Origin of the sequence: Streptomyces sp. NPDC057616, from assembly GCF_042800575.1 — a bacterium.
Classification (GTDB): Bacteria; Actinomycetota; Actinomycetes; order Streptomycetales; family Streptomycetaceae; genus Streptomyces.
In genome coordinates this window covers 66,186-91,544 of the sequence record NZ_JBHVGU010000007.1, presented here as the reverse complement: position 1 = coordinate 91,544, position 25,359 = coordinate 66,186, and the positions used below count along the sequence as shown (strand labels likewise).

The following is a 25,359-nucleotide window of genomic DNA, read 5'->3' as shown; positions in this document are numbered from 1 at the left end:
CACCCGTGGTGGTGTGCTGAGTGGCCAGGAATGCCGCCAGGTAAACCTGAACGAGTGACGCGGCACCCGGCGGCAGTGCCCCTCCATGCCAGCATGAACCGTCCCGACCTCGACGAGGAGGTTTTCATGGACCGTCCCAGTGAACTCGTCCCGCTCCGGTACGTGGCCATCGGCGGCCGCGGCCCCGAGGATGTCGTCGCGGACTCCCGCGGCCGCGTGCTGACCGGCGTGGAGGACGGCCGCATCCTGCGCATCGACGGCCTGGCGGACCCCGCGGCCGCCCGCGTCGAGGTGCTCGCCGAGACCGGCGGCCGCCCGCTCGGCCTCGAACTCCTCGCCGACGACGCCCTGTTGGTGTGCGACGCCGAGCTCGGTCTGATGCGCGTCGACCTGCGCGAGGGCATCGTCCGCATCCTCGCCGACTCGGTGGCGGGGGAGCGGCTGCGGTTCTGCAGCAACGTCGTCGCCCTGGCCGACGGGAGCTTCTGCTTCACCGTCTCCAGCCAGGTCTACCCCCTGGACCAGTGGATCGGCGACATCGTCGAGCACACCGGAACCGGCCGGCTGCTGCGCCTGGCTCCCGGCAGTGAGCGTCCGGAAGTCCTGCTGGAGGGGCTCCAGTTCGCCAACGGCCTCGCGCTCAGCGCCGACGAGTCCTTCCTGGTCGTCGCCGAGACGGGCGCCTGCCGCCTCACCCGGTACTGGCTCACCGGCCCGGAGGCCGGCAGGAGCGAGCCCTTCGTCGAGGATCTCCCCGGCATGCCGGACAACATCTGGCGCGGCACACCGGACGGCCCGATCTGGGTGTCCCTGGCCGGCCCCCACGTCCCCCCGCTCGACCTGCTGCACCGCGCCGCCCCGGCCGTACGCCGTGCCGCGGCCCGGATCGCCGTCCGCGCCCCCTATCGCCCCACCGGCATGGCCGGCGTCGTCGCGGTCGACGACCTGGGCGGGATCGTCCACCACCTCGCCCGCCGCCGCTCCGGCTACCGCATGGTGACCAGCGTCTGCGAGGCCGCCGGCCACCTGATCCTGGGCAGCGTGTGGGAGCGGGGCATCGCGGTGTGCGAGCCACCGGTCCCGAAGTGACCGCGGCGCGGCCCGGGCGCTACCCTGTTGCCCGGCCGTGAGCACCCCTCGCGGCGCGGCGGTGGGGCCCGCCGTACCCGAACCGCGGCAGTGGTGCCGCCAACGGTCCCTACTTGCTGAGCTACGGCGCCCGCACGTCCAGGGCCCCGGCGAGTAGGAGAGGTACGACCATGACAGCCCCGGAGGCCGAGAGCATCCGCACCCGGACCCGTACCCCGAGGCCGCCCGTCTGGCGGGGCCAGGCGCCCGTCGTCGCGGTGGTGGCGCTCGGCGGAGCCCTCGGCGCCACCGCCCGCTACGCCCTCACCCTGTGGTGGCCCACCGCGCCCGGCGGATTCCCCTGGGCGACCTTCTGGACCAACGTCGTCGGCTGCGCCGTGATCGGCGTGTTCATGGTGGTCATCACCGACGTCTGGGCAGCCCACCGCCTGGTGCGCCCGTTCTTCGGCACCGGCGTGCTCGGTGGCTTCACCACCTTCTCCACCTACGCCGTCGACATCCAGCGGCTCGTCGACGGCGGCCACCCCGGCACCGGGCTGGCCTACCTCGCCGCGACCCTGCTCGCGGCCCTCACGGCGGTGTGGCTCGCGATGACCACGGCCCGCCGCGTCCTGAAGTGGAGGCAGCCATGACGAGGCTCACCGGCAGCGCCCTGCGCGTGACCGTCTTCATCGGCGAGAACGACACCTGGCACCACAAGCCGCTCTACTCCGAGATCGTGCACCGCGCGCACGCAACCGGACTGGCCGGCGCCAGCGTCTTCCGCGGCATCGAGGGCTTCGGCGCCTCGTCGCTGATCCACACCTCCCGACTGCTGTCCATGAGCGAGGACCTGCCGGTGGCGATCGTGATCGTCGACACCGAGGAGCGCGTCCGTGCCTTCCTCCCGCAGCTCGACGAACTCGTCGGCTCGGGTCTCGTCATCCTGGACGACTGCGAGGTCATCCGGTACGTCGGCCGTGAAGCGGACCCCGACCGCGCGGACACGAAGGGTAAGAAGTCGTTGTGAACTGGCTGCTGGTCGTGGGGGGCGCCGTCGTCGGTGCCCCGCTGCGCTACCTCACCGACCGCGCGGTGCAGTTCCGGCACGACTCGGTCTTCCCCTGGGGCACCTTCGCGGTGAACGTCTGCGGCTGCCTGATCCTGGGTCTGCTGACCGGCGCGGTGTCCGCCGGAGCGGCCGGCCCCCACCTCCAGCTGCTGCTCGGCACCGGTCTGTGCGGGGCCCTGACCACGTACTCGACCTTCTCCTACGAGACCCTGCGGCTGACCGAGACCGGTGCCGGGCTCTACGCTGCCGCCAACGTCGTCGGGAGTCTGGCGGCGGGCCTCGGCGCGGCATTCGCCGGGGCGTCGATCGCCGAGGCCCTGTGGGGGTAGGCGGCCGGCCGTCCGCACGCCCGTAGTAAGACTGTCCACAACACTGTCGACCCAACTCCTCAGAACTGGATCACATGAGCGTCATTAGCGTCGGTCAGGCCGTCGTCCTCGGAGCCGTCGAGGGGGTGACCGAGTTCCTCCCGGTCTCCTCGACCGGGCATCTGAAGATCACCGAGGGGCTGATGGGCATCCCCGTGGACGACGACGCGGTCGTCGGGTTCTCCGCCGTCATCCAGGTCGGCGCGATCGCCGCCGTGCTCGTGTACTTCTTCAAGGACATCGTGCGGATCGTCTCCGCCTGGGGGCGTGGCATCGCCAACAAGGAGGAGCGCCACCACCACGACTACAAGTTCGCCTGGTGGGTCATCTACGCCACGATCCCGATCGTGCTCGTGGGCCTCGCCGCCAAGCCGCTGATCGAGGGGCCGCTGGCCTCGCTGTGGGTGGTGGCGGCCTCGCTGATCGTCGGGTCGGGCGTGATGTGGGCGGCCGACCAGATGGGCCGGCACAAGCGCGGTGAGGACGACACCACCTTCAAGGACGCGATGCTGGTGGGCAGTTCGCAGATCCTGGCGCTGCTGTTCCCGGGCTTCTCCCGCTCGGGCGCCACGATGTCGACCGCGCTGATCCTGGACCTGGACCGGGTGGCGGCCACCCGGCTGTCGTTCTTCCTCGGCATCCCGGCGCTTACCGGCGCCGGCCTGTACGAGCTCAAGGACGCCCTGGGGGCGGGGGTGGGTGCCGCGCCGCTGATCGCCGGCACGGTCGTGTCCTTCGTGGTCGCCTACGCCTCGATCGCCTGGCTGCTGAAGTTCGTCGCCAAGCACTCCTTCAACGCCTTCGTGGTCTACCGGATCATCGTCGGCGTGCTGCTGCTGGGCCTGCTGGGCACGGGCGCGCTCAGCAGCTGACGCCCGCCGTCCGCCCGTCTCGGGGCGTGGAGTCCACTGCCGGACTTCACGCCCTTCGTCGTTCCCGGCCCGTTCCCGGCCCGGAACGCTTGACAGCCGCCGCCCGTCACCCGCAGGATCACTCCCGTGAACCTGTCAGACAGCCAGACAGCCAGTCAGGGCCCGCGACGCGTCAGCGCCATGGAAGCGGTGCTCGGGTACCTGCGTGCCGCCATCGAACGCGGCGACTACGCGGTGGGGGACAAGCTGCCCTCGGAGGCGGAGCTGTGCCGCACCCTCGAGGTGAGCCGCCCCGTCCTGCGGGAGGCCCTCAGGGCCCTGCAGACGATGGGCCTGACCGTCTCACGGACGGGCAAGGGCACGTTCGTCGTCGCCAGCACCGTGGAGGACCCCACGTTCGGCGACTACGCGGCCAGCGACCTGCTGGAGGTCCGCCGCCACGTCGAGATCCCGGTGGCGGGCTACGCGGCCGTGCGTCGCACCCCCGAGGACCTCGACCACCTGGCGCACCTGCTGGAGCGCATGGAGCGGGAGACCGACACCACCTCGTGGGTCGCCCTCGACACGCTGTTCCACCTGGCCGTCGCCCAGGCCTCCCAGAACCCGGTCTTCCGCCGCGTGATCGAGGAGATCCGGGACGCGCTGGCGCGCCAGTCGGCCTTCCTCACCGAGCTGGGCGGGCGGCGCGAGCAGTCCAACCGCGAGCACCGGGCGATCGTCGAGGCGCTGACCGACGGTTCCGGAGCGGACGCCGAGGAGGCCATGGCCCACCACCTCGACCGCGTCAGGACGACCCTCACCGACATCGTGCGCCCCGCGCGTGCGGACAGCCCCACGGAAGGCGGACCCGAGGCGTGAGCGAGCAGCACCTCAAGGACGAGACGCGCACCCCCGCCACCCACGTCGACGCCGGCGACGCCGGTTACAGCAAGTCCCTTAAGTCCCGGCACGTCAACATGATCGCCATCGGCGGCGCCATCGGCACCGGCCTGTTCCTCGGCGCCGGCGGGCGCCTCGCCGACGCGGGACCCTCCCTGTTCATCGCCTACGCGGTCTGCGGCCTCTTCGCCTTCCTGGTGGTGCGCGCCCTAGGCGAGCTGGTGCTCTACCGGCCCTCCTCCGGCGCCTTCGTCTCCTACGCCCGCGAGTTCCTGGGCGAGAAGGGCGCCTACACCGCGGGCTGGATGTACTTCCTGAACTGGGCCACCACCGGCATCGCCGACATCACCGCGGTCGCCACCTACACCCACTACTGGGGCATGTTCTCCGACATCCCTCAATGGTTGATCGCATTGATCGCCCTGGCCGTGGTCCTCACCGTCAACCTGATCTCGGTGAAGATCTTCGGCGAGATGGAGTTCTGGTTCGCCATCGTCAAGGTCAGCGCGCTGGTCATCTTCATGTGCATCGGCATCTACCTGCTGGTCACCCAGCATCCCGTCGACGGCACGGAACCCGGCCCGGCCCTGATCACCGGCCACGGCGGCATCTTCCCCAACGGCCTGCTGCCCATGCTCCTGATCATCCAGGGCGTCGTCTTCGCCTACGCCTCCGTCGAACTGGTCGGCGTCGCGGCCGGCGAGACCAGCAACCCCGAGAAGATCATGCCGAAGGCGATCAACTCGATCATGTGGCGCGTCGGCCTCTTCTACGTGGGCTCCGTGGTCCTGCTGTCGATGCTGCTGCCGTGGAACAAGTACAGCGCCGCCCAGAGCCCCTTCGTGACGGTGCTGTCCCACGTCGGCATCCCCGCGGCCGGCGGCGTGATGAACCTCGTCGTCCTCACCGCGGCCATGTCCTCGCTCAACTCCGGCCTGTACTCCACCGGCCGCATCCTGCGCTCCATGGCGATGTCCGGCTCCGCCCCCAAGTTCACCTCGGTGATGAGCCGCAGCCAGGTACCGTACGGCGGAATCCTGCTGACCAGCGGTATCTGTGTGCTGGGCGTGGGCCTCAACTTCGTGGTCCCCGCCGACGCGTTCGAGATCGTCCTGAACTTCGCGGCGCTCGGCATCCTCTCCACCTGGGGCATGATCATGATCTGTCACCTCCTCTTCTGGCATAAGACCCAGAGGGGCGAGCTGACCCGCCCGGGCTACCGGCTCCCGGGATCCCCCTGGACCGAACTCGTGACGCTGGCCTTCCTCGCCTCCGTCCTGGTCCTCATGTACGCCGACGGAGGCGCCGGCCGCACCACCGTGCTGTGCCTGCCGTTGATCGTCGGAGCGCTCGTCGGCGGCTGGTTCGCCATCCGCCGCCGCGTCGCACGGCCGTCCACCGAGAACCCATCCACGACCGGAGCGGGCGCGTGACCCTCGCGCCCCTCCTCGACAAGAGGCAGTGATGTTCAGCAGCACCGTCGCGGACGCACCCCTGATCCGCGAGCCCCTCCACGCCCCCGTCGCCCACCTGATACGCGGCGGGGTCGTCGAGGGCCTCCACCACGGCTCCGTCGTCGTCCTCGACGCCGACGGCTCGGTCCAGCTCCAGATCGGAGACATCGAGGCCGCCTTCTACCCCCGCTCCGCCCTCAAGCCCGTCCAGGCGGTCGCCATGGTGCGGGCGGGGCTCCCGCTCGACGGAGAGCTCCTCTCCCTCGCCGCGGCCAGCCACTCCGGCGAGGAACGCCACCTCGCCGGCGCCCGGCGCATCCTTGAACTCGCCGGCCTCACCGAGGACCACCTGGGCAACGTGCCGGACATGCCGTTCGACCCGGCCGTCCGCGACACCTGGGTGCGGGACGGGCGCACGCCCTCCCGGCTCGCCCAGAACTGCTCCGGCAAGCACGCGGCGATGCTCTACACCTGCCGGCTCAACGGCTGGTCCCTGGACAACTACCTCGACCCCGGGCATCCGCTCCAGCAGGCGATCGCGGAGATCGTCGAGGACCTCACCGGGCAGGGCATCGCGCGGGTGACCGTCGACGGGTGCGGGGCCCCGCTGTTCTCCGTGTCGCTGCACGGGCTCGCGCGGGCGGCCGCCCGCATCACCACCGCGGCGGCCGGTACGCCCGAGGCGCGCGTCGCCGACGCCATGCGCGACCACGCCGAGATGGCGTCCGGCGCCGGCCGGGACGTGGCCGAGCTCATGCGCGCCGTGCCGGGACTGCTGGCGAAGGACGGCTTCGAGGGCGTCCAGGTCGCCGCGCTGCCCGACGGGCGGGCCGTCGCCGTGAAGATCGCGGACGGGGCCGCCCGGGCGCGGATCCCCGTCGCCGCGGCGGCACTCGCGCGCGCGGGCGTGGACCCCTCGCTGCTCGTGGACTTCGCGGGAGAGCCCCTGCTCGGTGGCGGTGAGCCGGTGGGGTGCGTGCGTGCGGTGCGCGCCCTGGACCCGGTGCCGCTGTCCGCCTGCGCGTAGCACTTCGCGTTCTGCCGGGGACTGCGGGCCGGTTGCGGTCCACGGGCCGTTCGCGGCCGGTCGCGCAGTTCCCCGCGCCCCCAGGACGGGGGCGCTCACCCCCAGCCCCTTGAAAGAGGAAACAGCTCCCTCATGACTACCGCCGCCCTTCGCAGCGAGCACGACCTCCTCGGCGACCGGGACATACCCGCCGACGCGTACTGGGGTGTGCACACGCTGCGCGCCACGGAGAACTTCCCCATCACCGGCACGCCGATCTCCGCCTATCCGCATCTGATCGACGCCCTCGCCGCCGTCAAGGAGGCCGCCGCGCTCGCGAACGAGGAGCTGGGGCTGCTGGAGCCGAGGAAGGCGGCCGCCATCGTCGCGGCATGCCGCGAGATCCGGGACGGCAGGCTGCACGACCAGTTCGTCGTCGACGTCGTCCAGGGCGGCGCCGGCACGTCGACCAACATGAACGCCAACGAGGTCGTCGCCAACCGGGCGCTGGAACGGCTGGGGTTCGAGAAGGGCCAGTACCAGCACCTGCATCCCAACGAGGACGTCAACCTCTGCCAGTCCACCAACGACGTCTACCCGACGGCCGTCAAGGTGGCGACGGTGTTCGCGGTGCGCGGGTTGCTCGACGCGATGTCCGTACTGCAGGACGCCTTCGCGGACAAGGCCGTCGAGTTCCGCGACGTGCTCAAGATGGGTCGTACGCAGTTGCAGGACGCGGTGCCCATGACGCTCGGTCAAGAGTTCTCCGCCTATGCCGTCATGCTGGACGAGGACCGCAACCGTCTTGACGAGGCGGTCCAGTTGATCCATGAGATCAACCTCGGCGCCACGGCCATCGGCACCGGACTCAACGCCCCCGCCGGCTACGCCGAGGCGACCCGCCGCCACCTCGCCGACATCACCGGACTGCCGCTGGTCACCGCCGCCAACCTGGTCGAGGCCACCCAGGACTGCGGCGCGTTCGTCCAGATGTCGGGGGTGCTCAAGCGGATCGCCGTCAAGCTCTCCAAGAGCTGCAACGACCTGCGCCTGCTGTCGTCCGGGCCGCGTGCGGGCCTCGGGGAGATCAACCTGCCTCCGGTGCAGGCCGGTTCGAGCATCATGCCCGGCAAGGTCAACCCGGTGATCCCGGAAGTCGTCAACCAGGTCGCCTTCGAGGTGATCGGCAACGACGTCACCATCACGATGGCCGCGGAGGCCGGGCAGCTCCAGCTCAACGCCTTCGAGCCGATCATCCTGCACTCCCTGTCGGAGTCCATCACGCACCTGCGCGCCGCCTGCCTCACCCTCGCCGAGCGCTGCGTGTCCGGCATCACCGCCAACACCGAGGCGCTGCGCGCCAGCGTGGAGAACTCCATCGGCCTGGTCACCGCGCTCAACCCGTACATCGGGTACACGGCCGCGACCGACATCGCCAAGGAGGCCCTCGTCACCGGCCGGGGTGTGGCCGAACTCGTCCTGGAGAAGGGTCTGTTGCCCGCCGACAAGCTCGCCGGCCTGCTGCGCCCCGAGGTCCTCGCGGGCAGTGGATCGCCGATCGGCTGACCCTCCACACCTCCCGCCGGGCTCCCCGCCGTACCGCGAGGACGCGCCAGGACCGGGGCGGCGGCACAATGGTGATCATGACAGTGACGTCGTCCCCCACCTTCGAACCGGTCCTGGCGCGCATCGCCGAGGAGATCGGGCGGACGCCCGGACGCGGCCGGCCCGCCGACTACATCCCGGCGCTCGCGGCCTGCGACCCGCGCAGCTTCGGCATGGCCGTCGCGGAGCCGGACGGCACGGTGTACGGCGTCGGGGACTGGCGCGAGCCGTTCTCGACGCAGTCCATCACCAAGGTCTTCACCCTCGCCCTCGACCTGGCCCGCGAGGGCGACCAGTTGTGGGAGCACGTGGGCCGCGAGCCCTCCGGCAACCCCTTCAACTCGCTGATCCAGCTGGAGTACGAGAACGGCATCCCGCGCAACCCGTTCATCAACGCGGGTGCCCTCGTGGTCACCGACCGCCTGCAGACCCGTACCGGAGACGCCTCGGGCGAGCTGCTCGGCTTCCTGCGCGCCGAGAGCGGCAACCCGGACCTGGACTTCGACCTGGACGTCGCCGCCTCCGAGACCGCGCACGGCGACCGCAACGCCGCCCTCGCCCACTTCATGGCGTCGTACGGCAACATCGACAACCCGGTGCCGGTGCTGCTCGACCAGTACTTCCGCCAGTGCTCGGTCACGGCGTCCTGCGCCGACCTCGCCCTGGCCACCGGCTTCCTGGCCCGCCACGGCGTACGCGCCGACGGCACCCGCCTGCTCAGCCAGAGCGAGGCCAAGCAGGTCAACGCCGTGATGCTGACGTGCGGGACGTACGACGCGGCCGGTGACTTCGCCTACCGCGTCGGGCTGCCCGGCAAGAGCGGTGTCGGCGGCGGCATCATCGCGGTCGTGCCCGGACACTGCACGCTGTGCGTGTGGAGTCCGGGGCTCGACGAGCGCGGCAACTCGGTGGCCGGCGTCGCGGCCCTCGACCGCTTCACGACCCTGACCGGTCTGTCGGTGTTCTGACCCGGCAGGGCGCGGGAGTTCGGTCCAGGAACTCCGTCAGCAGCGGCAGCAGCACCGAGGTGCGCCGCATCAGCGCCACGTGCGTGGCGGCCGGCACGACCGCCAGCCGCGCGTCGGGGATCAGCTCCCGCATCTCCGCCGCGTGCTCGACGCGTACGAAGTCGGTGTCACCGACGACGAGGAGCGTGGGCGCGGTCAGGCTGCGCAGATCGTCGTCGGTCCACTCCAGCGGGGCGTGGGCGGCGCCGGTGACCTTGCCGAGGAAGTCCTGGAAGTGCTCGGGATGCGGCGCGACGGCCGCGTAGGCCTCGGCCCATTCCTGGAAGTCCGCCTGGCTGGGCAGCCGCGGCGAGCTGTAGTCCGGGGTGCGGACCTCGTCGTGGTAGCCGTCCTGCCGGAACTGCGTGGAGGCGAGCACCAGCCGGCCGACGCGCTCGGGATGCCGTACCGCGATCTCCAGTGCGGTCAGGCCGCCGAGGCTGAAGCCGATGAAGTCGGCCTGCCGGATGCCGAGTTCGTCCAGGAGCGCGACGACGTCGGAAGCGAGGTTCGCCACCGACATCTCGCGCTCGGTGTCGGCCGTGTGGCCGTGGCCCTGCAACTCGGGCGCCACGACGCGGCGGCCCTCGGCGAGGGTGGGCAGCACGGCCCCGAAGGAGAGGCCGACGGTGTGCACCCCGCCGTGCAGCAGGACGAGGGGCCGCTGCCCGGTCCGGTCGGCGCCGTGGGTCTCGTAGTACATCTCCAGGCCGTTGACCTTGGCGTAGGCGGAGCTGTTCGGCATGGTCGTCACGTCCGTTCCGTGGTGGTGGGGCCGGGGCGGGAAGCAGGGTCCGTACACAGGGGAGACCGGCAGGTCACGGGAAATTCATCGCCGCGCGGCGGGATCACACGCCGGTCACACGCAGGCCCCCGTCCGGCAGGCGGCGCGTCAGGCTACGGCCATCCGGCGTTGACACGCTTTCCGAGTGTTGGCCATGGCTTCTCCCGTCGATCTCCGCCGCTGCCAGGTGCTGGGCCTGGCCGGCACCGCCTTCCTCGCCCTGGGCGGTGAGACGGCCGGCGCCCTTCCCGTACGGGATCTGCTGGCTCCGGCCAACGTCCACGCCGCGCTCGGCCTGGTCGGCGCGTACTTCGGCCTGGTGCTGCTGATAGCGGCCTGGGTGCTGCTCGGCCGGCTGGTGCGCGGCGCCGAGCCGCCCACCCCGCGCGACCTGCTGCTCGTGTTCGCCGTCTGGGCGGCCCCGCTGCTGCTCGCCCCGCCGCTGTTCAGCCGCGACGTCTACAGCTACCTCGCCCAGGGCGCGATGGTCGACGCCCACATGGACGTCTACGCCCACGGGCCCGCCCAGCTCGGCGGCCCGCTCGCCGACGAGGTGGCCCCGCTGTGGCAGCACACCGGTGCCCCCTACGGCCCGGTGTTCCTCGCGGTCGCCTCCGGGCTGTCCGGCCTGACCCGCGGTGAGATCCCGGCCGGCCTCTTCGGGATGCGGGTGGTCGCCCTGCTCGGCGTGGCGCTGATGGCCGCCGCGCTGCCGCGCCTGGCCCGGCACAGTGGCGCCGACCCGGCCGCCGCGCTCTGGCTCGGCGCCCTCAACCCGCTGGTCCTGCTCCACCTGGTGGCGGGCGCCCACAACGACGCGATCATGCTCGGCCTGCTCGGTGCCGGGCTGGTCGCGGCACTCGGCCGGTGGCCCGTCCTGGGCGCCGTCCTCGTCACGCTCGCCGCGCTGGTGAAGGCGCCCGCCGTGCTCGGACTCGCCGCGGTCGTCGTCCTCCAGGTCCGAGCCGGGCGGCATCCGGCGCAGGCCGTCTGCACGACCGTCCTCGCGACCGCGGCCACCACGGTCGCCGCGACCGCCGTCGCCGGCACGGGATACGGCTGGATCGGCGCCCTCGACACCCCCGTCTCCCCGCACAACTGGGCGCTCTCCAGCCTCCTCGGCCGCGCCACCGGCGCCGTGCTGGCGCGCTTCGGCAGCGACCTGGCGCCCCTGGCCCTCCCGGCCTGGCACGTGTTCGGCCTCGCGATCACCGCCGTCGTCGTGGCGGCCATATGGTCGCGGCTGCGCCCCAGGCCGGTCTACGCGCTCGGGCTGAGCCTCGCCGCGGTGGCCGCGTTCGGCCCGGCGATCCGCCCCTGGTACGCCCTGTGGGGCCTGTTCCTCATCGCCGCCGCGGCACCCACCACGTCGGTACGGCAGCGGGTGGCGGCCGTCACGGGAGTGCTCGCGCTCGCCACCCTGCCCAGCGGCGGCCCCGCCGACAGCGGGCAGTTGATGCTGGCGGTCTCCGGCGGCGCGCTCGCCGTCGTCGTCCTGTGGCAGGCCCATCAGGCGGCCCAGGCACCCGCTCTGGAAAGGACGGCATGAACCCGCCCCGCACCGACCGCGGCCGGCTGCTGCTGGTCCTCGCCCTCGCCGCGGCCGTCGCCGCCTTCACCGCGACGGTCCCGCTCCTGCGCGACTGGTTCGACCTGCGCGTCTACTACGGCGCGGTCAACACCTGGATCCACCACGGCGGCCGGCTCTACGACTACCAGGTGCCGGGGACGGCGTACGGCTTCACCTACCCGCCGTTCGCGGCCGTCAGCATGCTGCCGATGACCCTCGTCGGCCTGCGCACCGCGATCGCGGGCTCCGTCCTGCTCAACCTCGCGGCCCTGGCGCTGATCCTGCACTTCCTCACCGACGGGGCATGGCGCCGCTACGGCTGGTTCGGCTGCGCTCTGGGCGCCTGTCTGCTCGCCCTGTACGAACCGCTGCGCGACACCTTCAGCTTCGGGCAGGTCAACCTCCTGCTGCTGGCGCTGGTCCTCACCGACGCGTGGCTGCTGTCCTCCGGCCGGGAGCGCCTGGCGGGCGTCGGCATCGGCCTGGCGGCCGCCGTCAAGCTGATGCCCGCAGTCTTCATCGGCCTGCTGCTGCTCGCCGGGCGCCGGCGGGCCGCCGCCGTCGCGGGCGCGGTCACCGTCGCGGCGACCGGCTTCGCCGCGGTGGTGGCCCCGGACGCCTCCCGCTTCTACTGGACCGAGGCCCTGTGGGACACGAACCGGGTGGGCCGGCTCGACTACGTCTCCAACCAGTCGCTCCAGGGCATCCTCGCCCGGCTCGGCGACACCGACCGCACGGCCTGGGCCGCGGCGGTCCTGGTGGTCCTCGGCGTCTGGGCGTGGCGCACCCGCCGCGCCCTCGCGGCGGGCGACTGGCCGGCCGCGTTCGCCCTGACCGGCCTGACGGCCTGTCTCGTCAGCCCGATCACGTGGGTGCACCACCTGGTGTGGCTGCTGCCGGCCTTCTCCGTGCTGGTGCGCGCCGGGCACCCGCGCGTGGCGGGCGCCCTGTACGCCGTGATGTGCACCAGCGTGGTGTGGCTGTGGTTCCACGACGCGTCCGGCGTCGACGGCTTCCTCGGCAGCAACCTCTACACATGGATCACCCTGGGCCTGCTGCTGTGGCTGCCGGCCGGTCAACTCCGCGCGGACAGCCTGCCCTTGCGGCGCAGCAGCAGCGCCACGGCGCCCGCGCCGATCAGGGCGGCACCCGAGATGATGCCCGCCGCCGGCCACCCCGGCCCGCCGTCCGGGGCGACGGCCACGGGGGTGGGGCGCGGTGCCGCCACGGGTGTGGCGTGCGGTCCGGGCCGGGGCTTGAACCGCAGCGCGTCCAGCGAGCCCACCGGTTCGACCCGCCCGGCGGCCTCGAACCCCCAGTCGAGCAGCTGACGGGCCTCCTCGTAGACGGCGAACCCGCCGCCCTCCTGGGGGTTCATCACGGTGACCACGAGCGTGCGCCCGTCCCGGCGGGCCGCGGCGACGAGCGTGTTGCCGGCGTTGCTGGTGTAGCCGTTCTTGACGCCGATCAGCCCGGGGTAGGGCTGCACGCCGTTCGCGCCGGTCAGCAGCCGGTTGGTGTTCTGGATGCCGTACGACCAGCCGCTGCCGCCCGGGAACATCGCCTCGGCCGTGCCGCAGTACCGCGCGAAGTCCGCGTTGCGCAGGCCCTCCCGGCCGAACACCGCCAGGTCGTACGCGGAGGAGACCTGGCCCGGCATGTCGTACCCGTCGGGCGAGCGCACGTGCGTGTCGAGGGCGCCCAGGGTGCGGGCCTTGGCCTGCATCTGCTCGGCGGTCCGCTGCCAGCCGCCGTTCATCGAGGCCAGCACGTCCACGGCGTCGTTGCCGGAGTTCAGGAAGACCCCGCGCCACAGGTCGGAGACCTGGTAGGTGTGCCCGTCGGCGACCCCGACCATGCTGCTGCCCGGCCCGATGTCCGACATCTCCTGCTGGCTGACGGTGTGCCGGAGGTCTCCCGGCAGCGTCGGCAGCACGGTCAGCGCGAACAGGGTCTTGAGCGTGCTGGCGGGCGGGAGCCGGCGGTGCGCGTCGTGGGCGGCCAGCACCTCGCCGGTACGGGCGTCGGCCACCAGCCAGGACAGCGCGGAGACGTCGGGCAGCCCCGGCGCCGCGCGATGCGGCCGGACCTGGGTGCCCTCGCGATACAGGTACGACGACTGCGGCACGGCCGCCCGCAGCGGCGCGGGCGGCGTGGGCTCCGCCCCGGCCGCGACCGCGACGGGCGTGAACGACATGACCGCCGCGGCGCAGAACGCGCAGGTGGTGACGGCCGCCCGGGAGGGGAAATCGGTGATCATATGATCAACCTAGGAATTGCCCGCTCGTCCGCGGCGATGACCGGGCCGGGGGAGGGGCGCTAGCACCCGGATGCCACAGTCCGGGCCGCGGTCCGCAGCGGCTCATGGCGCACACCGTGCCGGAAAGCGCGTCGGTGGCCGAGCCGCCCGGCAGCACGCGGTCGAGCCGGCTGCGCGAGGTGATGCCGAGCCTGGTGAACACCTTGCGCAGGTGGTACCGGACGGTGCGGGCGCTGATGAACAGCCGCGTGCCGATCTCGGGATTCGACAGGCCGTCCCGCGCGAGACGGGCGATCCGCGCCTCGCGGTCCCGGGCGCACGCCGGCCGGTAGGCATGCGCGTCCGTCTCGGCGACGCGTGGATCGCCGACAGCGAGGACGTCGTGCTCCTGCACGAGCCCGGCCGCTATCCGGTGGCGTACTTCCCGATCGTCGGCATCCCCTCCGGCGTACTGGAGCCGGGCGAGCACACCACCCGGCACCGAGACCTGGGGCCGACCTCCTGGTACACGGTGCGCTCCGGGGAGCAGAGCAGGCAGCGTGCGGCCTGGCAGCACACCGAACTGCCCGACCACGCCGCGGAGTTGAAGGGGCGTGTCGCGTTCGCCTGGCGTGCGATGGACGCCTTCTACGAGGAGGACGAGCGGATCGTCGGGCACGCCGCCGACAACTACCACCGCATCGGCATCCGCCGGACCGGCCGCCACCTCGTCGTCCGCGCCGGCGACCGGACCGTCGCCGACTCCGGGCGCCCGCTGGTCCTCCACGAGTCCGGATGCGCGCCCCGCTGGTACGTGCCGCGCGCCGACATCGACGAGACCGCGCTCACGCCCGTCGAAGGTCAGACCTTCTGCCCGTACAAGGGCCTGTGCGACTACTACGACATCGGAGAGGCGAGGCGCGCCGCGCGGTCGTACCGTAACGCCTACCGGGAGGTCGACCGGATCGGCGATCCGGTGTCCTTCGAGCCGGGCGAGGTCGACGTGCACCTCGACGGTGTCCGGCTGCGGCTGGAGCCCGGCCAGAAGGTCGCCTCGCCCGGCGTCGACCGCAACCTCGACCTCGACGAGACGCACCCGGTCGGGCAGCCATGACCGGTGCCCCGCACCCGTCCGTCACCACCAGGGCCGGCGTCGCGGGGCGGCGAGGAAGGAGCGAGCCATGCCGTCCCTGCTGTCGGTGAACGTCGGGATGCCCAAGGATGTGCCGTGGCAGGGCCGCACCGTCCACACCGGCGTGTGGAAGTACCCGGTGTCCGGGCCCGCGATGGTGCGGCGGCTCAACATCGACGGCGACGGCCAGGGCGACACCCAGGGACACGGCGGCGAGCAGCGGGCCGTCCTCGTCTACCAGATCGGCTCCTACCGCCACTGGGAGCGGCACTTCGGGCGGGACGACTTCGAGTTCGGCCAGTTCGGGGAGAACCTCACCGTCGACGGACTGCCCGACGACGAGGTCTGCGTCGGCGACCGCTACCGCATCGGCGAGGCCGAGTTCGAGGTCACCCAGCCCCGGGTCACCTGCTACCGCGTGGGTCTGCGCCTCGGCGAACCGGAGCTGCCCGCCCTGCTGGTCGCCCACCACCGGCCCGGCTTCTACATGCGGGTCCTGCACGAGGGGCACATCGAGGCGGGCGACGAGATCGTCAAGACCGGCACCGGTCCCGGCGCGCTCACCGTGGCCGACATCGACGCGCTGCTCTACCTCCCCGGCCGCGACCAGGCCAAGCTGCGCCTCGCCCTGAACATCCCCGCGCTGAGCCCCGGTTGGCAGGGCTCGTTCCGCGATCTGCTCGCCGAGGCGGAGGCCGGGGCCGACGCGGGGACCGGAGCCGGCGCCGACCGCGCACGCCTCGCCGAACACCCCGCCTGGGACGGTTTCCGTGCGCTGCGCGTGGCCGACGTGACCGCCGAGAACACGTCGGTCACCTCGATCCGCCTGGCCGCCCCCGACGGAAGCCGGCTCCCCGCCGCCCGGGCGGGCCAGTACCTGACGCTGCGGCTGCCCGCGTCCGACGGCTCCGCCCCGGTGCGCAGCTACTCGCTGTCCGACGCGCCCGACAGCGGCAGCTACCGCATCAGCGTCAAGCACGAGCCGCACGGTGTCGCCAGCGGCTACCTCAGCACCGAGCTGCGGGCGGGCGCGGAGCTCGAAGTCGCCGCGCCCCGGGGCGAGTTCGTCCTCACCGAAGGAACGGGGCCCGTCCTCCTCGTGTCGGCCGGCATCGGGCTGACCCCCGTGCTGTCGATGCTGCACGAGCTCGCCGCCGTCCGGAGCCGGCGCGAGGTGTGGTGGGTCCACGGGGCGCGCAGCCCCCGGGAGCACCCTCTGGTCGCCGAGGCGCACGCCCTTCTCGAGGCGCTGCCGCGCTCCCGCGAGCACATCTTCTACAGCGCGGCCACTGCGGAGGAGCTCCGCGCCGCCCACGCCACCGCCGGGCGCGTGACCGCGGAAGAGCTGATCGCGCTGGACGTGCCGGCCGACGCGACCGCCTACATCTGCGGTCCGGAGTCGTTCATGGCGGACATGACGGCCGCCCTGGCCGCGGCGGGCATCGACGCCGGCCGCATCCACACCGAGCTCTTCGGAGCCCTGCCCGCCATCAACCCCGGCCTCACCGAGCGAGCCGCCGTGCCGCCGCACCAGCCACCCGGGCCGCCCGGAACCGGGCCCATGGTGACCTTCGCCCGCAGCGGCATCTCCACGCGTTACCCCGACGGCGGCGGCAGCGTGCTCGAACTCGCCGACGCCTGCGACGTGCCCGCCCGCTGGAGCTGCCGTACCGGCGTCTGCCACACCTGCGTCACCCCGCTGCTGACGGGGACCGTCACCTACCGGCCGACCCCGCTGGAACCGCCGCCCGACGGGGAGGTCCTCATCTGCTGCGCCCGGCCCGGCGGCGACATCGTTCTGGACATGTGAGGTGTGCCCGATGGACTACCGGCCGGAGGTCGTGACCCTCTCGGTGAGCGACGTCGAGAAGGCCACGGCGTTCCACACGCAGCAGGTCGGCCTCCACCTCGACGTCGACTTCGGTCCCACCGACGCCTTCCGCGTGGTGCCGCTGACGCCGCCGGGATCGGCAGGCGCCCTGCACCTGGCCGTCGCCGGCATCGAGGCCGCCGATCGCGAACTCACCGAACGCGGCGTCGCGGTGGGCGGTATCCGGCACAAGTCGCCGGTCGGCGACCGGAAGGGCGGCTGGACCGCGGGCCCCGATCCCGAGCGGCGGAACCACGCCGGCTTCGCCGACTTCAGCGATCCGGACGGCAGCACCTGGACGATCCAGGAGATCGGGTACCGCCCACCGGCGTGACGCTGCGGGTGCCCGCGTCAGTGGGCGTGGACCTCGGCGGCGTCCAGGCCGCGGTCGACGCCGTGCGGGACGACCTTCTGGCCGGGCTCCAGCCGCAGCCGGACACCGTCGAGGTAGACCTCGACCTGGTCCGGCTCGAAGGAGACCAGGTCCGTGATGCGGTCGACCTCCCGGTATGCGTCCCGGTACGTCCAGGCGGCGCGCCCCGCCTCTCCGATGTCGTAGTAGTCGCACAGGCCCTTGTAGGGGCAGAAGGTCTGGCCTTCGACGGGCCTGAGGGCGGTCTCGTCGATGTCGGCGCGCGGGACGTACCAGCGGGGCGCGAACCCGGACTCGTAGAGCACGACGGGGTGTTCGGAGCGGGCGATCACGGTGTCGCCGAGGCGGACTTCGAGGGTGCGGGACGTGGTGCGGATGTCGATGCGGTGGTAGTTGTCGGCGGCGTGCCCGAGGATCCGCTCGTCCTCCTCGTAGAAGCCGTCCATCGCGCGCCAGGCGAAGGCGATGCGCCCCTGGAGTTCGGTGGCGTGGCCGGGCAGGGCGGTGAACTCCCAGGCGGCGCGTTCGGTCGTGCGCCCGCCGGCGCGCACCGCGAACCAGCTGGTGTCGCCGAGGTCCTTGTGCCGGGTGACCTTGCCGCTCGGGACGAGGGCCCGTGTGTCGACGTCGGCGCGGGGGAAGTAGGCGACGGGGTAGCGGCCGGGTTCGTGCAGCAGGACGACGTCCTCGCTGTCGGCGATCCAGCCGTCACCGAACCTCACCCGCATACGGCGGCGCAGGCGCTCGGCGAACAGGAGGCGCTCGGGGAGGGGTTCAGGGGTGAGGAAGTGGCCGATCGCGCCGGCGGCGAGCGGGCCTTGCTGCCAGGACAGACCCATGACGGTTTCCTTTCGTGGATGCTCGCCCGTCAGGCGAGGACGCGGCCGAGGAAGTCGCGGATGTGGCCGGTGATGGTCTCGAGGTGGCTCTCCAGGGCGAAGTGGCCGGACTCCAGCAGGTGGATCTCGGCGTCGGGCAGGTCCTGGCGGAACGCCTCGGCGCCCGCCGGGCCGAAGATCTCGTCACCGGCTCCCCACACCGCGAGCAGCGGGACCTGGGAGTCGCGGAAGTACTGGTGGACCTGCGGGTAGAGCTCCACGTTGGTGGGGTAGTCCCGGAAGAGCTTGAGCTGGATCTCGGCGTTTCCGGGGCGGTCGAGGAGCGCCTGGTCGTGGACCCAGTTGTCGGGGCTGACCAGGCTGGGGTCCGCCACGCCGTTCAGGTACTGCCAGCGGGTGCTCTCCAGGGTCAGGGCGCCGCGCATGGGGGCTTCGGTCTCCGGACCCGGGTTGCCGGTGTAGGCGAAGACGGCGTCCCAGAAGGGCTTGACGAAGCCCTCCTCGTAGCCGTTGCCGTTCTGCGTGATGATCGCGGTGACGCTCTGCGGGTCCTGGAGGGCGAGACGCCAGCCGATGGGGGCGCCGTAGTCCTGCACGTACATCGCGAAGCGCTCGACGCCCAGCTGCTTCAGCAGCCCCGCGGTGACCTCGGTCAGCGCGTCGAAGGTGTACGGGAACTCCCGCAGCGAGGGCATCGCGGACTGGCCGAAGCCGATGTGGTCGGGGGCGATCACGTGGTACCGGTCGGCGAGCGCCGGGATCAGCCCGCGGAACATGTGCGAGCTGGTCGGGAAGCCGTGCAGCAGCACGACGGCGGGGGCCTGGGGGTTGCCGGCCTCCCGGTAGAAGACCTCGAGACCGTTGACGGTGGCGGTGCGGTGATGGACGGCGGAGAGGTTCATGTCGCCTAACCCTTCAAGATGTCTTTGATGGTTGCAGGCTCAGTCGAGCACAGTCTGGCTAACCTGTCAATGCGTGTTCAGTGGTTAGGTGTCGGCTCTGGGGCGACAGTGGCGCAAGGGCGTGCTCGGCCACCTCGCGCGTCGCGTCGATGGCCCGCGTGAGCGCGGCGAGGTCGTGCGTGCCCTGGTGGCGCCGGCCGTTGAAGAAGAAGGTGGGTGTCCCGGAGACGCCGCTGCGATCGGCCGAGGCGATGTCGCGTTCGACGCGGCCGGCGTGCGCCCGGCGGTCGAGGTCCCGGCGGAACGTGCCGACGTCCAGGCCGAGTTCGGCGGCGTAGGCGAGCAGGTCGCTCATCTCCAGCCGGTCCTGGCGTGCGAGGAGCAGGGAGTGCATCGGCCAGAACGCGCCCTGCGCCCCTGCCGCCTCCGCCGCCTCCGCGGCCAGGCGGGCGTGTGGATGGATGTCGCTCAGCGGCAGGTGCCGCCAGACGTAGCGCACGTCGGGGCGCGAGAGGAGCAGGTCGCGGGTGACGGGGTCGGCCTCGCTGCAGAACGGGCACTCGTAGTCGCCGTACTCGACGACGGTGACCGGGGCGTTCTGCGGCCCGCGCACGTGGTCGAGCGCCGGATCGACGCGCCCCGTCAGGTCCGTGAGGGGCGGCGCCGTCCCGAGCAGGGCGTGGTGGCGGGCGGCGCGGGGCAGGAGCGCGGCGAGACGGAAGACCGCCCACCCGAGCGCGCTGGACGCGACGACCGCCGCCACTATGCCGACCTTCGCCTCCTGCAGGGGGTGCCCGGTGAAGGCGAGGTTCGCGATCAGCAGCGACACGGTGAAGCCGATGCCGGCCAGGGCGCCGCTGCCGGCGATGGCGGCCCAGCCGACGGGCGGCCGCAACCGGCCGCCGCTGAGGCGCCCGACGGCCCACGAGGTGGCGATGACCGCGAGCGGCTTGCCGGCCACGTAGGCGAGGAAGACACCGAGGGTCACCGGGGCGGTGACCGCGCCCCCGAGCAGCCCGGAGTCGAGCGGGATGCCCGCGTTGGCCAGGGCGAACAACGGGATGATCGCGTACGTCGTCCAGGGGCGGAAGCGGTGCTGCAGCCGGGCGTTCTCCGACAGGGTGGACGCCAGTCCCGCCACGGCGGAGTGAGCACGACGCGCGCTCGGCTGCTCGCGGAAGAGCCGCACCAGACCGGTGGCCCGCTCCAGGTCGCCGCGCACGGGCCGGTAGGCGGAGGTGACCAGGCCGATCGCGAGCCCCGCGACGACCGGATCGACCCCGCCGGCCATCAGGCCCGCCCACATCACGACACCCAGCACGGCGACGGGGGCGCAGCGCCGGCGCATCCGTACTCGCCCGAGAGCGACGAGGGCCGCGAACGACGCCGCGGCGACGGCCAGCGGGACGGGCCGTACGTCGTGGCTGTAGAACGCGGCGATCACCAGCAGGGCGACCAGGTCGTCGACGACGAAGAGCGTGAGCAGGAAGGCGCGGATCCGCACCGGCAGTGACCTGCCCATGATGCTGAACACGCCCAGCGCGAGGGCGCTGTCGGTGGACATGGCCACGCCCCAGCCGTGGGTCGCGGGACCCGAGTGGTTGACCGCGAGGTAGATGCCGACCGGTACGGCCATGGCCACCACCCCGGCTCCGGCGGGCAGCAGGAGGCGGCGCCGCTCGCGCAGCTCGCCGAGGTCGAGCTCCCTGCGCGCCTCCAGGCCGACCAGCAGGAAGAAGAAGCTCATCAGCCCGCTGTCGATCCAGGTGCGCAGGTCCAGTCCCAGCCGGCCGTCCCCCAGCCCGAGGCTCAGCTGGGTCCGCCAGGCCGCCTCGTACGTCGCGGGGAACGCGTTGGACCAGATCAGTGCCGCCAGCAGCGCGCCCACGAGCGCGACGGCCCCGCCGGTCTCTCCGGCCCACAGCCTTGCGCGCGTCTGTGTCCGCGGGGCTTCGGAGTCGTAGTGCGCGATCACGACGCGATCCTCTCTAACCGGTGAACAATGTTTCTATGGTTAGAGTGACGGCCTTGGTGTAACCTGTCAAGGGAGTCAATGAGGTTAGAAGGTGTGAAGATGGCCGACCGGGAACAGCAGGACGCCCTGCTGGCACTTCTGAACAGCACGCCGGTGGTCGACGGCGTCGTGACGGATCAGCTGGCCGACGCGGGCGGCGCCGCAGACGAGATGAGCAGCCTGGTACAGGCGCGCGACGCACTCCAGGACGTGGTGCGCGGTGACCGGACCGCCGCGTCCCTGGCGCCGCTCCTCGACGGCGTCACCTCGCACCCGGACGTCTCGTCGACGGGGGTGGCGTGGCAGGTGGAGGCTCCCGCGGGACGCCGGAAGGCGGTCGAGGCCGTACTCACGTGGAGCGCGGTGCAGCAGACGCTCCCCGGGCGGCTACGGCCGTGCGCCAACCCGGAGTGCCGCCTGTTCCTCCTCGACCGCAGCAAGGCCAACAAGGCCCGCTGGTGCTCCATGGCGGTCTGCGGCAACCGCATGAAGGCACGGCGGCACCATCAGCGGGTGCGCGAGGCCGCTGGGGAGTGATGCCGCGCCACCGCCTGCGGTGACGCGATGGTCGTGCTCCACCGCCCTCTCGTCCTCAGTCGCCCCGGTACAGGCCCGTGAGCAGTTCGACCGCCGTCTGGGTGGCGGGGTGCGGATCGTCGCGCCACCACGCCAGTCGTACGGCGATGGGCTCGGCGTCGCGGACCGGCCGGTAGACGATGCCGGGCCTGCGGTACTGGTGGGCGGTGGACTCCGCCGTCATGCCGACGCACCGCCCGCCGGCGATCACGTTCAGCCAGTCGTCGATGTCGTGGCTCTCCTCGGTCGCCGGGCGGGAGCCGGTCGGCCAGAGGTCGGGCGTGGTCGTGCCGGTGCGCCGGTCGATCAGCAGGGTGCGTTCGCCCAGGTCGGCGAGGCGCAGCGTGCGACGCGAGGCGAGAGCGTCGTCGGCGGACAGCGCGGCCAGGCGGCGCTCCAGGCCCACGATGGCCGAGTCGAACCGGCGGTCGTCCAGCGGTCGGCGTACCACCGAGAGGTCGCAGGCCCCTTCCACCAGGCCGGCGGTGGCGGAGTTGACGCGGACCAGATGCAGGTCGATCCCGGGGTGGGCGCGGGCCCAGCGGCGCTGGAACGCGGGTGTGTGGCGGCCCACCGCCGACCAGGCGTAGCCGATGCGCAGGCTGGTGTGACCCGAGGTCGCCTCCCGGACCAGGTCGTCCACGTCGCCGAGCACCCGCCTGGCCTGGGCGACTACCCGCAATCCGGTCGCGGTCGGCGTCACCGAGCGCGAGGTGCGCCGCAGCAGCCTCACCTCCAGCGCGCGTTCGAGCGACGCCAGGGTCCGGGACACCGCCGCCTGCGAGACGCCGAGCGCGATGGCGGCATCGGTGAACGTGCCCTCGTCGACGATGGCGACGAGACAGCGCAACTGCCGCAGCTCCACATCCATGACCCCAGCATGCATGCTCTCCCGCCATCCATGACTCAGGCGTATGGATCGAGTCGAGGGTGCATTTTGTGCAAGCGTCGAGGCGGCGCACGATCGGGCCATGCCGAATCCCACCGCTACGCCGTCGGACTCCTGCACGGGGCCGGTGCGCCCGCCGGCCCCGGCGCCCTCGGCCGCGCCCCTGGCCGGCGTGGCGACGATGGCCGCCAGCGGCCTGTCGAACCAGGTAGGCGCGGCGATCGGTTCGCTCGCCTTCCCCGTGATCGGTCCGGCGGGCGTCGTCGCGGTCCGCCAGTACGTCGCCGCGCTCGTCCTGCTCGCCGTCGGCCGCCCCCGCCCGCGGGACTTCACCTGGGCGCAGTGGCAGCCGATCCTGGGCCTGGCCGTGGTGTTCGGCACGATGAACCTGTCCCTCTACACGGCCATCGACCGCATCGGCCTCGGCCTCGCGGTCACCCTGGAGTTCCTCGGCCCGCTCACGATCGCCCTCGCCACCGCCCGCCGCCGTGTCGACGCCTTCTGCGCGGTGATCGCCGCGGCCGGCGTCGTCACCCTGATGCGCCCCCAGCCCTCGACCGACTACCTGGGCCTGGGACTTGGGCTGCTGGCCGCGTGCTGCTGGGCGTCGTACATCCTGCTCAACCGCAGCGTCGGGCGGCGTGTCCCGGGCGCACAGGGCTCGGCCACGGCGGCCGCGCTGTCCGCGCTCATGTTCCTGCCGGTCGGCGTCGCCGTGGTCCTCAGGCAGCCGCCCACCGCCGCGGCCGTCGGCTGCGCGGTGGCGGCCGGTGTCCTCTCCTCGGCGGTGCCGTACCTCGCCGACCTGTTCACACTGCGCCGGGTACCCGCCCAGGCGTTCGGGCTCTTCATGAGCGTCAATCCGCTCCTGGCCGCCCTGGTCGGCCGGATCGGCCTCGGGCAGCACCTCGGCTGGACGCAGTGGGCGAGCATCGCGGCCGTCGTCGCCGCCAACACGCTCAGCATCCTCGTACGACGTGGCTGACGGCGGGGCCGGGCGCGATCAGATTCCGCCGGTGCCGTTCGCGCCGAGCACGATCTGGGTCTGGGTGGTCTGTCCCACGAGCCGGCCGTCGTCGTCCCGCAGATCGGTCTGTACGACGACCAGGGTGAAGCCGACGTGCAGCGTGCGGGCGGTGGCGTGGACCCGGCCGGAGGTCACTCCGCGCAGGAAGTTGGTCTTGGACTCGACCGTCGAAGTCCCGGCGCCGGGCGGGATGTTGAGGTAGGCGCAGACGGCGCCGACGGAGTCGGCCAGCGCCATCAGCGCGCCGCCGTGCAGCACACCACCGGCCGTGCAGGCCTCGGGGGACCAGGCCAGGCTGCCCACGACCCGCTCGGGCGCGGCCTCGTGGAGTTCGATGCCGAGACCTGCCGCGAAGGGCATGGCCGCCAGGAGCGCGGCCGGGCCGGGGGACGTCGTGTCGGAAGGAGCCATGGTGCTGCCTTTCGGGGAGCGGGAGCGCGGCCGTTGGGTTCCGCTGGCCCGAAGGGTCTCATCACCGGTGCGACGGCACAGGGCGAATGGGTGGCTCGGCCTGTCATTCGGCGGGCAGCGTCGGCTGGATGCGGCGGACGAACGTCGCGTTGTCGGGGGTCGCCCGCAGGCGCTCCAGCAGGGTCTCCAGGCCGGCTTGGCCGTCCCGGTTCTGCAGGGCCTTGCGCAGGCCGCGCACCGCGGTCAACTCGGCCGGGGAGAGCAGGAGTTCCTCGCGGCGGGTGCCGGAGGGGTTGATGTCGACGGCGGGGAAGACACGGCGGGCGGCCGTCTCGCGGTTGAGACGCAGTTCCATGTTGCCGGTGCTCTTCAGCTCCTCGAAGAAGTAGTCGTCGGCGCGGGAGCCGGTCTCCACCAGCGCGGTCGCGAGGATGGTGAGCGAGCCGCCCTCCTCGGCGAGGCGGGCCGCGCCGAAGAACCGCTTGGGGCCGAGCAGCGCGGTCGCGTCGACGCCGCCGCTCAGGGTGCGGCCACCGGAGGCGGCCGCGTTGTTGTGGGCCCGGCACAGCCGGGTCAGCGAGTCGAGCAGGATGACGACGTCCTCGCCCGCCTCCACGAGCCGCTTGGCCCGCTCGATGACGAGTTCGGCGAGCGCGATGTGCTGCTTGGCGGGCCGGTCGAAGGTGGAGGCGTACACCTCGCCGCGCACGGAGCGCCGCATGTCGGTGACCTCCTCGGGCCGTTCGTCGAGCAGCACCACCATCAGGCGGCACTCGGGGTGGTTGCCGGCCACGGCGGCGGCGATCTGCTGCAGCAGCACGGTTTTTCCGGTCTTGGGCGGGGCCACGAGCAGACCGCGCTGGCCCTTGCCGACGGGCGCGATCAGGTCGACGACGCGTCCGGTCAGGCCCGCCGCCGGGTGCTCGACGCGGAGCCGGTCGCGCGGGTGCAGCGGTGTCAGATCGCGGAAGTCGCGGCGGCCGCGCAGCTCTTGGGGCGGGCGCCCGTCGATCCGCACGACCTCGGTCAGGGCGCGCCGGCCGTCGCGTACGCCCTCGACGAGGTCGCCCTTGCGCAGGCCGTGACGGCGGATCAGCGCGGGGGAGACGGAGGGGTCGGAGGACGAGGGCAGCAGGCTCTCGGCGCGCAGGTGCCCCTTCCCGCTCGTGTCGATGTCGAGGACACCGGTGACGACCTGGGTCTGGGGTTCTTGCTTGACAGGGGGGTGTTCGAGAGTGGTGGTCATGGTGGTCGGTCCTTTCGAGGACGGATGGCATGGAACATGCACGGGGGAGGGGACGCCGCGGACGGAAGGCGGTCGGAGCACGCCTTCGGCGGCAGGAACAGCACCTCGGGTACGGCAGCGCGCCGGTCACGAGGCGGTGCTGGAAAGCCGGTGTGC

The 25,359-nt window shown here is 72.4% G+C and carries 25 protein-coding genes and 1 pseudogene; 17 read left to right on the top strand and 9 right to left on the bottom strand.

Going from position 1 to position 25,359, the window contains the following annotated elements; all coding sequences use genetic code 11:
• The first annotated feature begins 126 nt into the window (after window positions 1-126).
• The 10 genes from ACFU97_RS10645 to ACFU97_RS10600 all read left to right on the top strand — a co-directional run bounded on the left by ACFU97_RS10645 (window position 127) and on the right by ACFU97_RS10600 (window position 9,292).
• Window positions 127-1,089 (top strand): SMP-30/gluconolactonase/LRE family protein, encoded by a 963-nt coding sequence (locus ACFU97_RS10645; RefSeq protein WP_384254138.1) that lies wholly within the window; start codon window positions 127-129, stop codon window positions 1,087-1,089.
• Between the two features lie 170 nt (window positions 1,090-1,259).
• Window positions 1,260-1,721: a fluoride efflux transporter CrcB gene (gene crcB / locus ACFU97_RS10640; protein WP_384253685.1), complete on the top strand. Its 462-nt coding sequence runs from the start codon at window positions 1,260-1,262 to the stop codon at window positions 1,719-1,721.
• The gene (locus tag ACFU97_RS10635) at window positions 1,718-2,098 is read left to right on the top strand and encodes a DUF190 domain-containing protein (protein WP_384253683.1); all 381 of its coding nucleotides are present in this window, start codon (window positions 1,718-1,720) and stop codon (window positions 2,096-2,098) included. The genes crcB (ACFU97_RS10640) and ACFU97_RS10635 overlap by 4 nt, the downstream gene beginning before the upstream one ends.
• Window positions 2,095-2,469: a fluoride efflux transporter CrcB gene (gene crcB, locus ACFU97_RS10630; protein WP_384253680.1), complete on the top strand. Its 375-nt coding sequence runs from the start codon at window positions 2,095-2,097 to the stop codon at window positions 2,467-2,469. Before ACFU97_RS10635 ends, crcB (ACFU97_RS10630) begins: the two co-directional genes overlap by 4 nt.
• A 74-nt stretch (window positions 2,470-2,543) precedes the next feature.
• A complete protein-coding gene (locus tag ACFU97_RS10625) occupies window positions 2,544-3,380 on the top strand; it encodes an undecaprenyl-diphosphate phosphatase (protein ID WP_384253678.1) in 837 nt (278 codons plus the stop codon).
• A 180-nt stretch (window positions 3,381-3,560) separates the two neighbouring features.
• Window positions 3,561-4,238 (top strand): FadR/GntR family transcriptional regulator, encoded by a 678-nt coding sequence (locus tag ACFU97_RS10620; RefSeq protein ID WP_384254135.1) that lies wholly within the window; start codon window positions 3,561-3,563, stop codon window positions 4,236-4,238.
• Entirely contained in the window at window positions 4,235-5,692 is a 1,458-nt protein-coding gene (locus ACFU97_RS10615) for an amino acid permease (protein ID WP_384253675.1), read from the top strand. Before ACFU97_RS10620 ends, ACFU97_RS10615 begins: the two co-directional genes overlap by 4 nt.
• Window positions 5,693-5,723: 31 nt before the next feature.
• A complete protein-coding gene (locus ACFU97_RS10610; protein ID WP_384253673.1) occupies window positions 5,724-6,740 on the top strand; it encodes an asparaginase in 1,017 nt (338 codons plus the stop codon).
• Window positions 6,741-6,872: 132 nt separating this feature from the next.
• On the top strand, window positions 6,873-8,285 hold the full coding sequence (gene aspA / locus ACFU97_RS10605; RefSeq protein WP_384253671.1) for an aspartate ammonia-lyase: 1,413 nt from the start codon (window positions 6,873-6,875) through the stop codon (window positions 8,283-8,285).
• 68 nt (window positions 8,286-8,353) lie between these two features.
• Window positions 8,354-9,292 carry a glutaminase gene (locus tag ACFU97_RS10600; RefSeq protein ID WP_384253668.1) on the top strand — a complete coding sequence of 313 codons (939 nt, stop codon included), beginning with the start codon at window positions 8,354-8,356 and terminating at the stop codon, window positions 9,290-9,292.
• Here the strand turns inward: ACFU97_RS10600 and ACFU97_RS10595 are convergent.
• Window positions 9,261-10,076, bottom strand: coding sequence for an alpha/beta fold hydrolase (locus ACFU97_RS10595; RefSeq protein WP_384254132.1), 816 nt, complete (start codon window positions 10,074-10,076; stop codon window positions 9,261-9,263). The two genes, ACFU97_RS10600 and ACFU97_RS10595, sit on opposite strands and share 32 nt — an antisense overlap.
• Window positions 10,077-10,269: 193 nt before the next feature.
• On the opposite strand from ACFU97_RS10595, the gene mptB reads away from it, so the two are divergent.
• Together mptB and ACFU97_RS10585 are read left to right on the top strand one after the other, a co-directional pair.
• Complete coding sequence (gene mptB, locus ACFU97_RS10590; RefSeq protein WP_384253666.1) at window positions 10,270-11,664, top strand: polyprenol phosphomannose-dependent alpha 1,6 mannosyltransferase MptB; 1,395 nt, start codon at window positions 10,270-10,272, stop codon at window positions 11,662-11,664.
• Window positions 11,661-13,016 (top strand): glycosyltransferase 87 family protein, encoded by a 1,356-nt coding sequence (locus ACFU97_RS10585; protein WP_384253664.1) that lies wholly within the window; start codon window positions 11,661-11,663, stop codon window positions 13,014-13,016. Before mptB ends, ACFU97_RS10585 begins: the two co-directional genes overlap by 4 nt.
• 50 nt (window positions 13,017-13,066) lie before the next feature.
• Here the strand turns inward: ACFU97_RS10585 and ACFU97_RS10580 are convergent.
• Window positions 13,067-13,882, bottom strand: a pseudogene (locus tag ACFU97_RS10580) (D-alanyl-D-alanine carboxypeptidase family protein); the annotation flags it as partial.
• 67 nt (window positions 13,883-13,949) lie between these two features.
• Entirely contained in the window at window positions 13,950-14,339 is a 390-nt protein-coding gene (locus ACFU97_RS10575) for a helix-turn-helix transcriptional regulator (protein WP_384253662.1), read from the bottom strand.
• Between ACFU97_RS10575 and ACFU97_RS10570 the strand changes: the two genes are divergently transcribed.
• From ACFU97_RS10570 to ACFU97_RS10560, 3 genes are all read left to right on the top strand, one after another.
• On the top strand, window positions 14,328-15,038 hold the full coding sequence (locus ACFU97_RS10570) for a DUF427 domain-containing protein (RefSeq protein WP_384253659.1): 711 nt from the start codon (window positions 14,328-14,330) through the stop codon (window positions 15,036-15,038). The genes ACFU97_RS10575 and ACFU97_RS10570 overlap by 12 nt on opposite strands.
• 67 nt (window positions 15,039-15,105) lie before the next feature.
• On the top strand, window positions 15,106-16,866 hold the full coding sequence (locus tag ACFU97_RS10565) for an MOSC domain-containing protein (protein ID WP_384253657.1): 1,761 nt from the start codon (window positions 15,106-15,108) through the stop codon (window positions 16,864-16,866).
• A 10-nt stretch (window positions 16,867-16,876) separates the two neighbouring features.
• Entirely contained in the window at window positions 16,877-17,260 is a 384-nt protein-coding gene (locus tag ACFU97_RS10560; protein WP_384253655.1) for a VOC family protein, read from the top strand.
• A gap of 17 nt (window positions 17,261-17,277) precedes the next feature.
• Here the strand turns inward: ACFU97_RS10560 and ACFU97_RS10555 are convergent, their stop codons facing one another.
• Genes ACFU97_RS10555 through ACFU97_RS10545 form a run of 3 tightly spaced genes read right to left on the bottom strand, consistent with a single transcriptional unit; the run spans window position 17,278 to window position 21,015 of the window.
• Complete coding sequence (locus ACFU97_RS10555; RefSeq protein ID WP_384253652.1) at window positions 17,278-18,138, bottom strand: DUF427 domain-containing protein; 861 nt, start codon at window positions 18,136-18,138, stop codon at window positions 17,278-17,280.
• A 29-nt stretch (window positions 18,139-18,167) separates the two neighbouring features.
• Complete coding sequence (locus ACFU97_RS10550; protein ID WP_384253650.1) at window positions 18,168-19,040, bottom strand: alpha/beta fold hydrolase; 873 nt, start codon at window positions 19,038-19,040, stop codon at window positions 18,168-18,170.
• A gap of 58 nt (window positions 19,041-19,098) precedes the next feature.
• Window positions 19,099-21,015: a Na+/H+ antiporter NhaA gene (locus tag ACFU97_RS10545; protein ID WP_384253648.1), complete on the bottom strand. Its 1,917-nt coding sequence runs from the start codon at window positions 21,013-21,015 to the stop codon at window positions 19,099-19,101.
• Between the two features lie 99 nt (window positions 21,016-21,114).
• On the opposite strand from ACFU97_RS10545, the gene ACFU97_RS10540 reads away from it, so the two are divergent.
• Window positions 21,115-21,591 (top strand): CGNR zinc finger domain-containing protein, encoded by a 477-nt coding sequence (locus ACFU97_RS10540; RefSeq protein ID WP_384253646.1) that lies wholly within the window; start codon window positions 21,115-21,117, stop codon window positions 21,589-21,591.
• A 55-nt stretch (window positions 21,592-21,646) separates the two neighbouring features.
• Here the strand turns inward: ACFU97_RS10540 and ACFU97_RS10535 are convergent, their stop codons facing one another.
• On the bottom strand, window positions 21,647-22,501 hold the full coding sequence (locus ACFU97_RS10535) for a LysR family transcriptional regulator (protein ID WP_384253644.1): 855 nt from the start codon (window positions 22,499-22,501) through the stop codon (window positions 21,647-21,649).
• 100 nt (window positions 22,502-22,601) lie between these two features.
• Between ACFU97_RS10535 and ACFU97_RS10530 the strand changes: the two genes are divergently transcribed.
• Window positions 22,602-23,504, top strand: a complete 903-nt coding sequence (locus ACFU97_RS10530; RefSeq protein ID WP_384253641.1) for a DMT family transporter — start codon at window positions 22,602-22,604, stop codon at window positions 23,502-23,504.
• A gap of 18 nt (window positions 23,505-23,522) precedes the next feature.
• On the opposite strand, the gene ACFU97_RS10525 is transcribed toward ACFU97_RS10530, so the two are convergent.
• Window positions 23,523-23,957 carry a PaaI family thioesterase gene (locus ACFU97_RS10525; protein ID WP_384253639.1) on the bottom strand — a complete coding sequence of 145 codons (435 nt, stop codon included), beginning with the start codon at window positions 23,955-23,957 and terminating at the stop codon, window positions 23,523-23,525.
• A 103-nt stretch (window positions 23,958-24,060) separates the two neighbouring features.
• Window positions 24,061-25,203 (bottom strand): transcription termination factor Rho, encoded by a 1,143-nt coding sequence (rho, locus tag ACFU97_RS10520; protein ID WP_384253636.1) that lies wholly within the window; start codon window positions 25,201-25,203, stop codon window positions 24,061-24,063.
• Window positions 25,204-25,359: the final 156 nt, after the last annotated feature.

What these genes read in the sequence shown, in the direction of transcription:
- ACFU97_RS10645 (WP_384254138.1), top strand. Translation starts at nt 127, where the DNA reads ATGGACCGTCCCAGTGAACTCGTCCCGCTCCGGTACGTGGCCATCGGC.
- crcB (WP_384253685.1), top strand. Translation starts at nt 1,260, where the DNA reads ATGACAGCCCCGGAGGCCGAGAGCATCCGCACCCGGACCCGTACCCCG.
- ACFU97_RS10635 (WP_384253683.1), top strand. Translation starts at nt 1,718, where the DNA reads ATGACGAGGCTCACCGGCAGCGCCCTGCGCGTGACCGTCTTCATCGGC.
- ACFU97_RS10625 (WP_384253678.1), top strand. Translation starts at nt 2,544, where the DNA reads ATGAGCGTCATTAGCGTCGGTCAGGCCGTCGTCCTCGGAGCCGTCGAG.
- ACFU97_RS10620 (WP_384254135.1), top strand. Translation starts at nt 3,561, where the DNA reads ATGGAAGCGGTGCTCGGGTACCTGCGTGCCGCCATCGAACGCGGCGAC.
- ACFU97_RS10610 (WP_384253673.1), top strand. Translation starts at nt 5,724, where the DNA reads ATGTTCAGCAGCACCGTCGCGGACGCACCCCTGATCCGCGAGCCCCTC.
- aspA (WP_384253671.1), top strand. Translation starts at nt 6,873, where the DNA reads ATGACTACCGCCGCCCTTCGCAGCGAGCACGACCTCCTCGGCGACCGG.
- ACFU97_RS10600 (WP_384253668.1), top strand. Translation starts at nt 8,354, where the DNA reads ATGGTGATCATGACAGTGACGTCGTCCCCCACCTTCGAACCGGTCCTG.
- ACFU97_RS10595 (WP_384254132.1), bottom strand. Translation starts at nt 10,076, where the DNA reads ATGCCGAACAGCTCCGCCTACGCCAAGGTCAACGGCCTGGAGATGTAC.
- mptB (WP_384253666.1), top strand. Translation starts at nt 10,270, where the DNA reads ATGGCTTCTCCCGTCGATCTCCGCCGCTGCCAGGTGCTGGGCCTGGCC.
- ACFU97_RS10585 (WP_384253664.1), top strand. Translation starts at nt 11,661, where the DNA reads ATGAACCCGCCCCGCACCGACCGCGGCCGGCTGCTGCTGGTCCTCGCC.
- ACFU97_RS10565 (WP_384253657.1), top strand. Translation starts at nt 15,106, where the DNA reads ATGCCGTCCCTGCTGTCGGTGAACGTCGGGATGCCCAAGGATGTGCCG.
- ACFU97_RS10560 (WP_384253655.1), top strand. Translation starts at nt 16,877, where the DNA reads ATGGACTACCGGCCGGAGGTCGTGACCCTCTCGGTGAGCGACGTCGAG.
- ACFU97_RS10555 (WP_384253652.1), bottom strand. Translation starts at nt 18,138, where the DNA reads ATGGGTCTGTCCTGGCAGCAAGGCCCGCTCGCCGCCGGCGCGATCGGC.
- ACFU97_RS10550 (WP_384253650.1), bottom strand. Translation starts at nt 19,040, where the DNA reads ATGAACCTCTCCGCCGTCCATCACCGCACCGCCACCGTCAACGGTCTC.
- ACFU97_RS10540 (WP_384253646.1), top strand. Translation starts at nt 21,115, where the DNA reads ATGGCCGACCGGGAACAGCAGGACGCCCTGCTGGCACTTCTGAACAGC.
- ACFU97_RS10535 (WP_384253644.1), bottom strand. Translation starts at nt 22,501, where the DNA reads ATGGATGTGGAGCTGCGGCAGTTGCGCTGTCTCGTCGCCATCGTCGAC.
- ACFU97_RS10530 (WP_384253641.1), top strand. Translation starts at nt 22,602, where the DNA reads ATGCCGAATCCCACCGCTACGCCGTCGGACTCCTGCACGGGGCCGGTG.
- ACFU97_RS10525 (WP_384253639.1), bottom strand. Translation starts at nt 23,957, where the DNA reads ATGGCTCCTTCCGACACGACGTCCCCCGGCCCGGCCGCGCTCCTGGCG.
- rho (WP_384253636.1), bottom strand. Translation starts at nt 25,203, where the DNA reads ATGACCACCACTCTCGAACACCCCCCTGTCAAGCAAGAACCCCAGACC.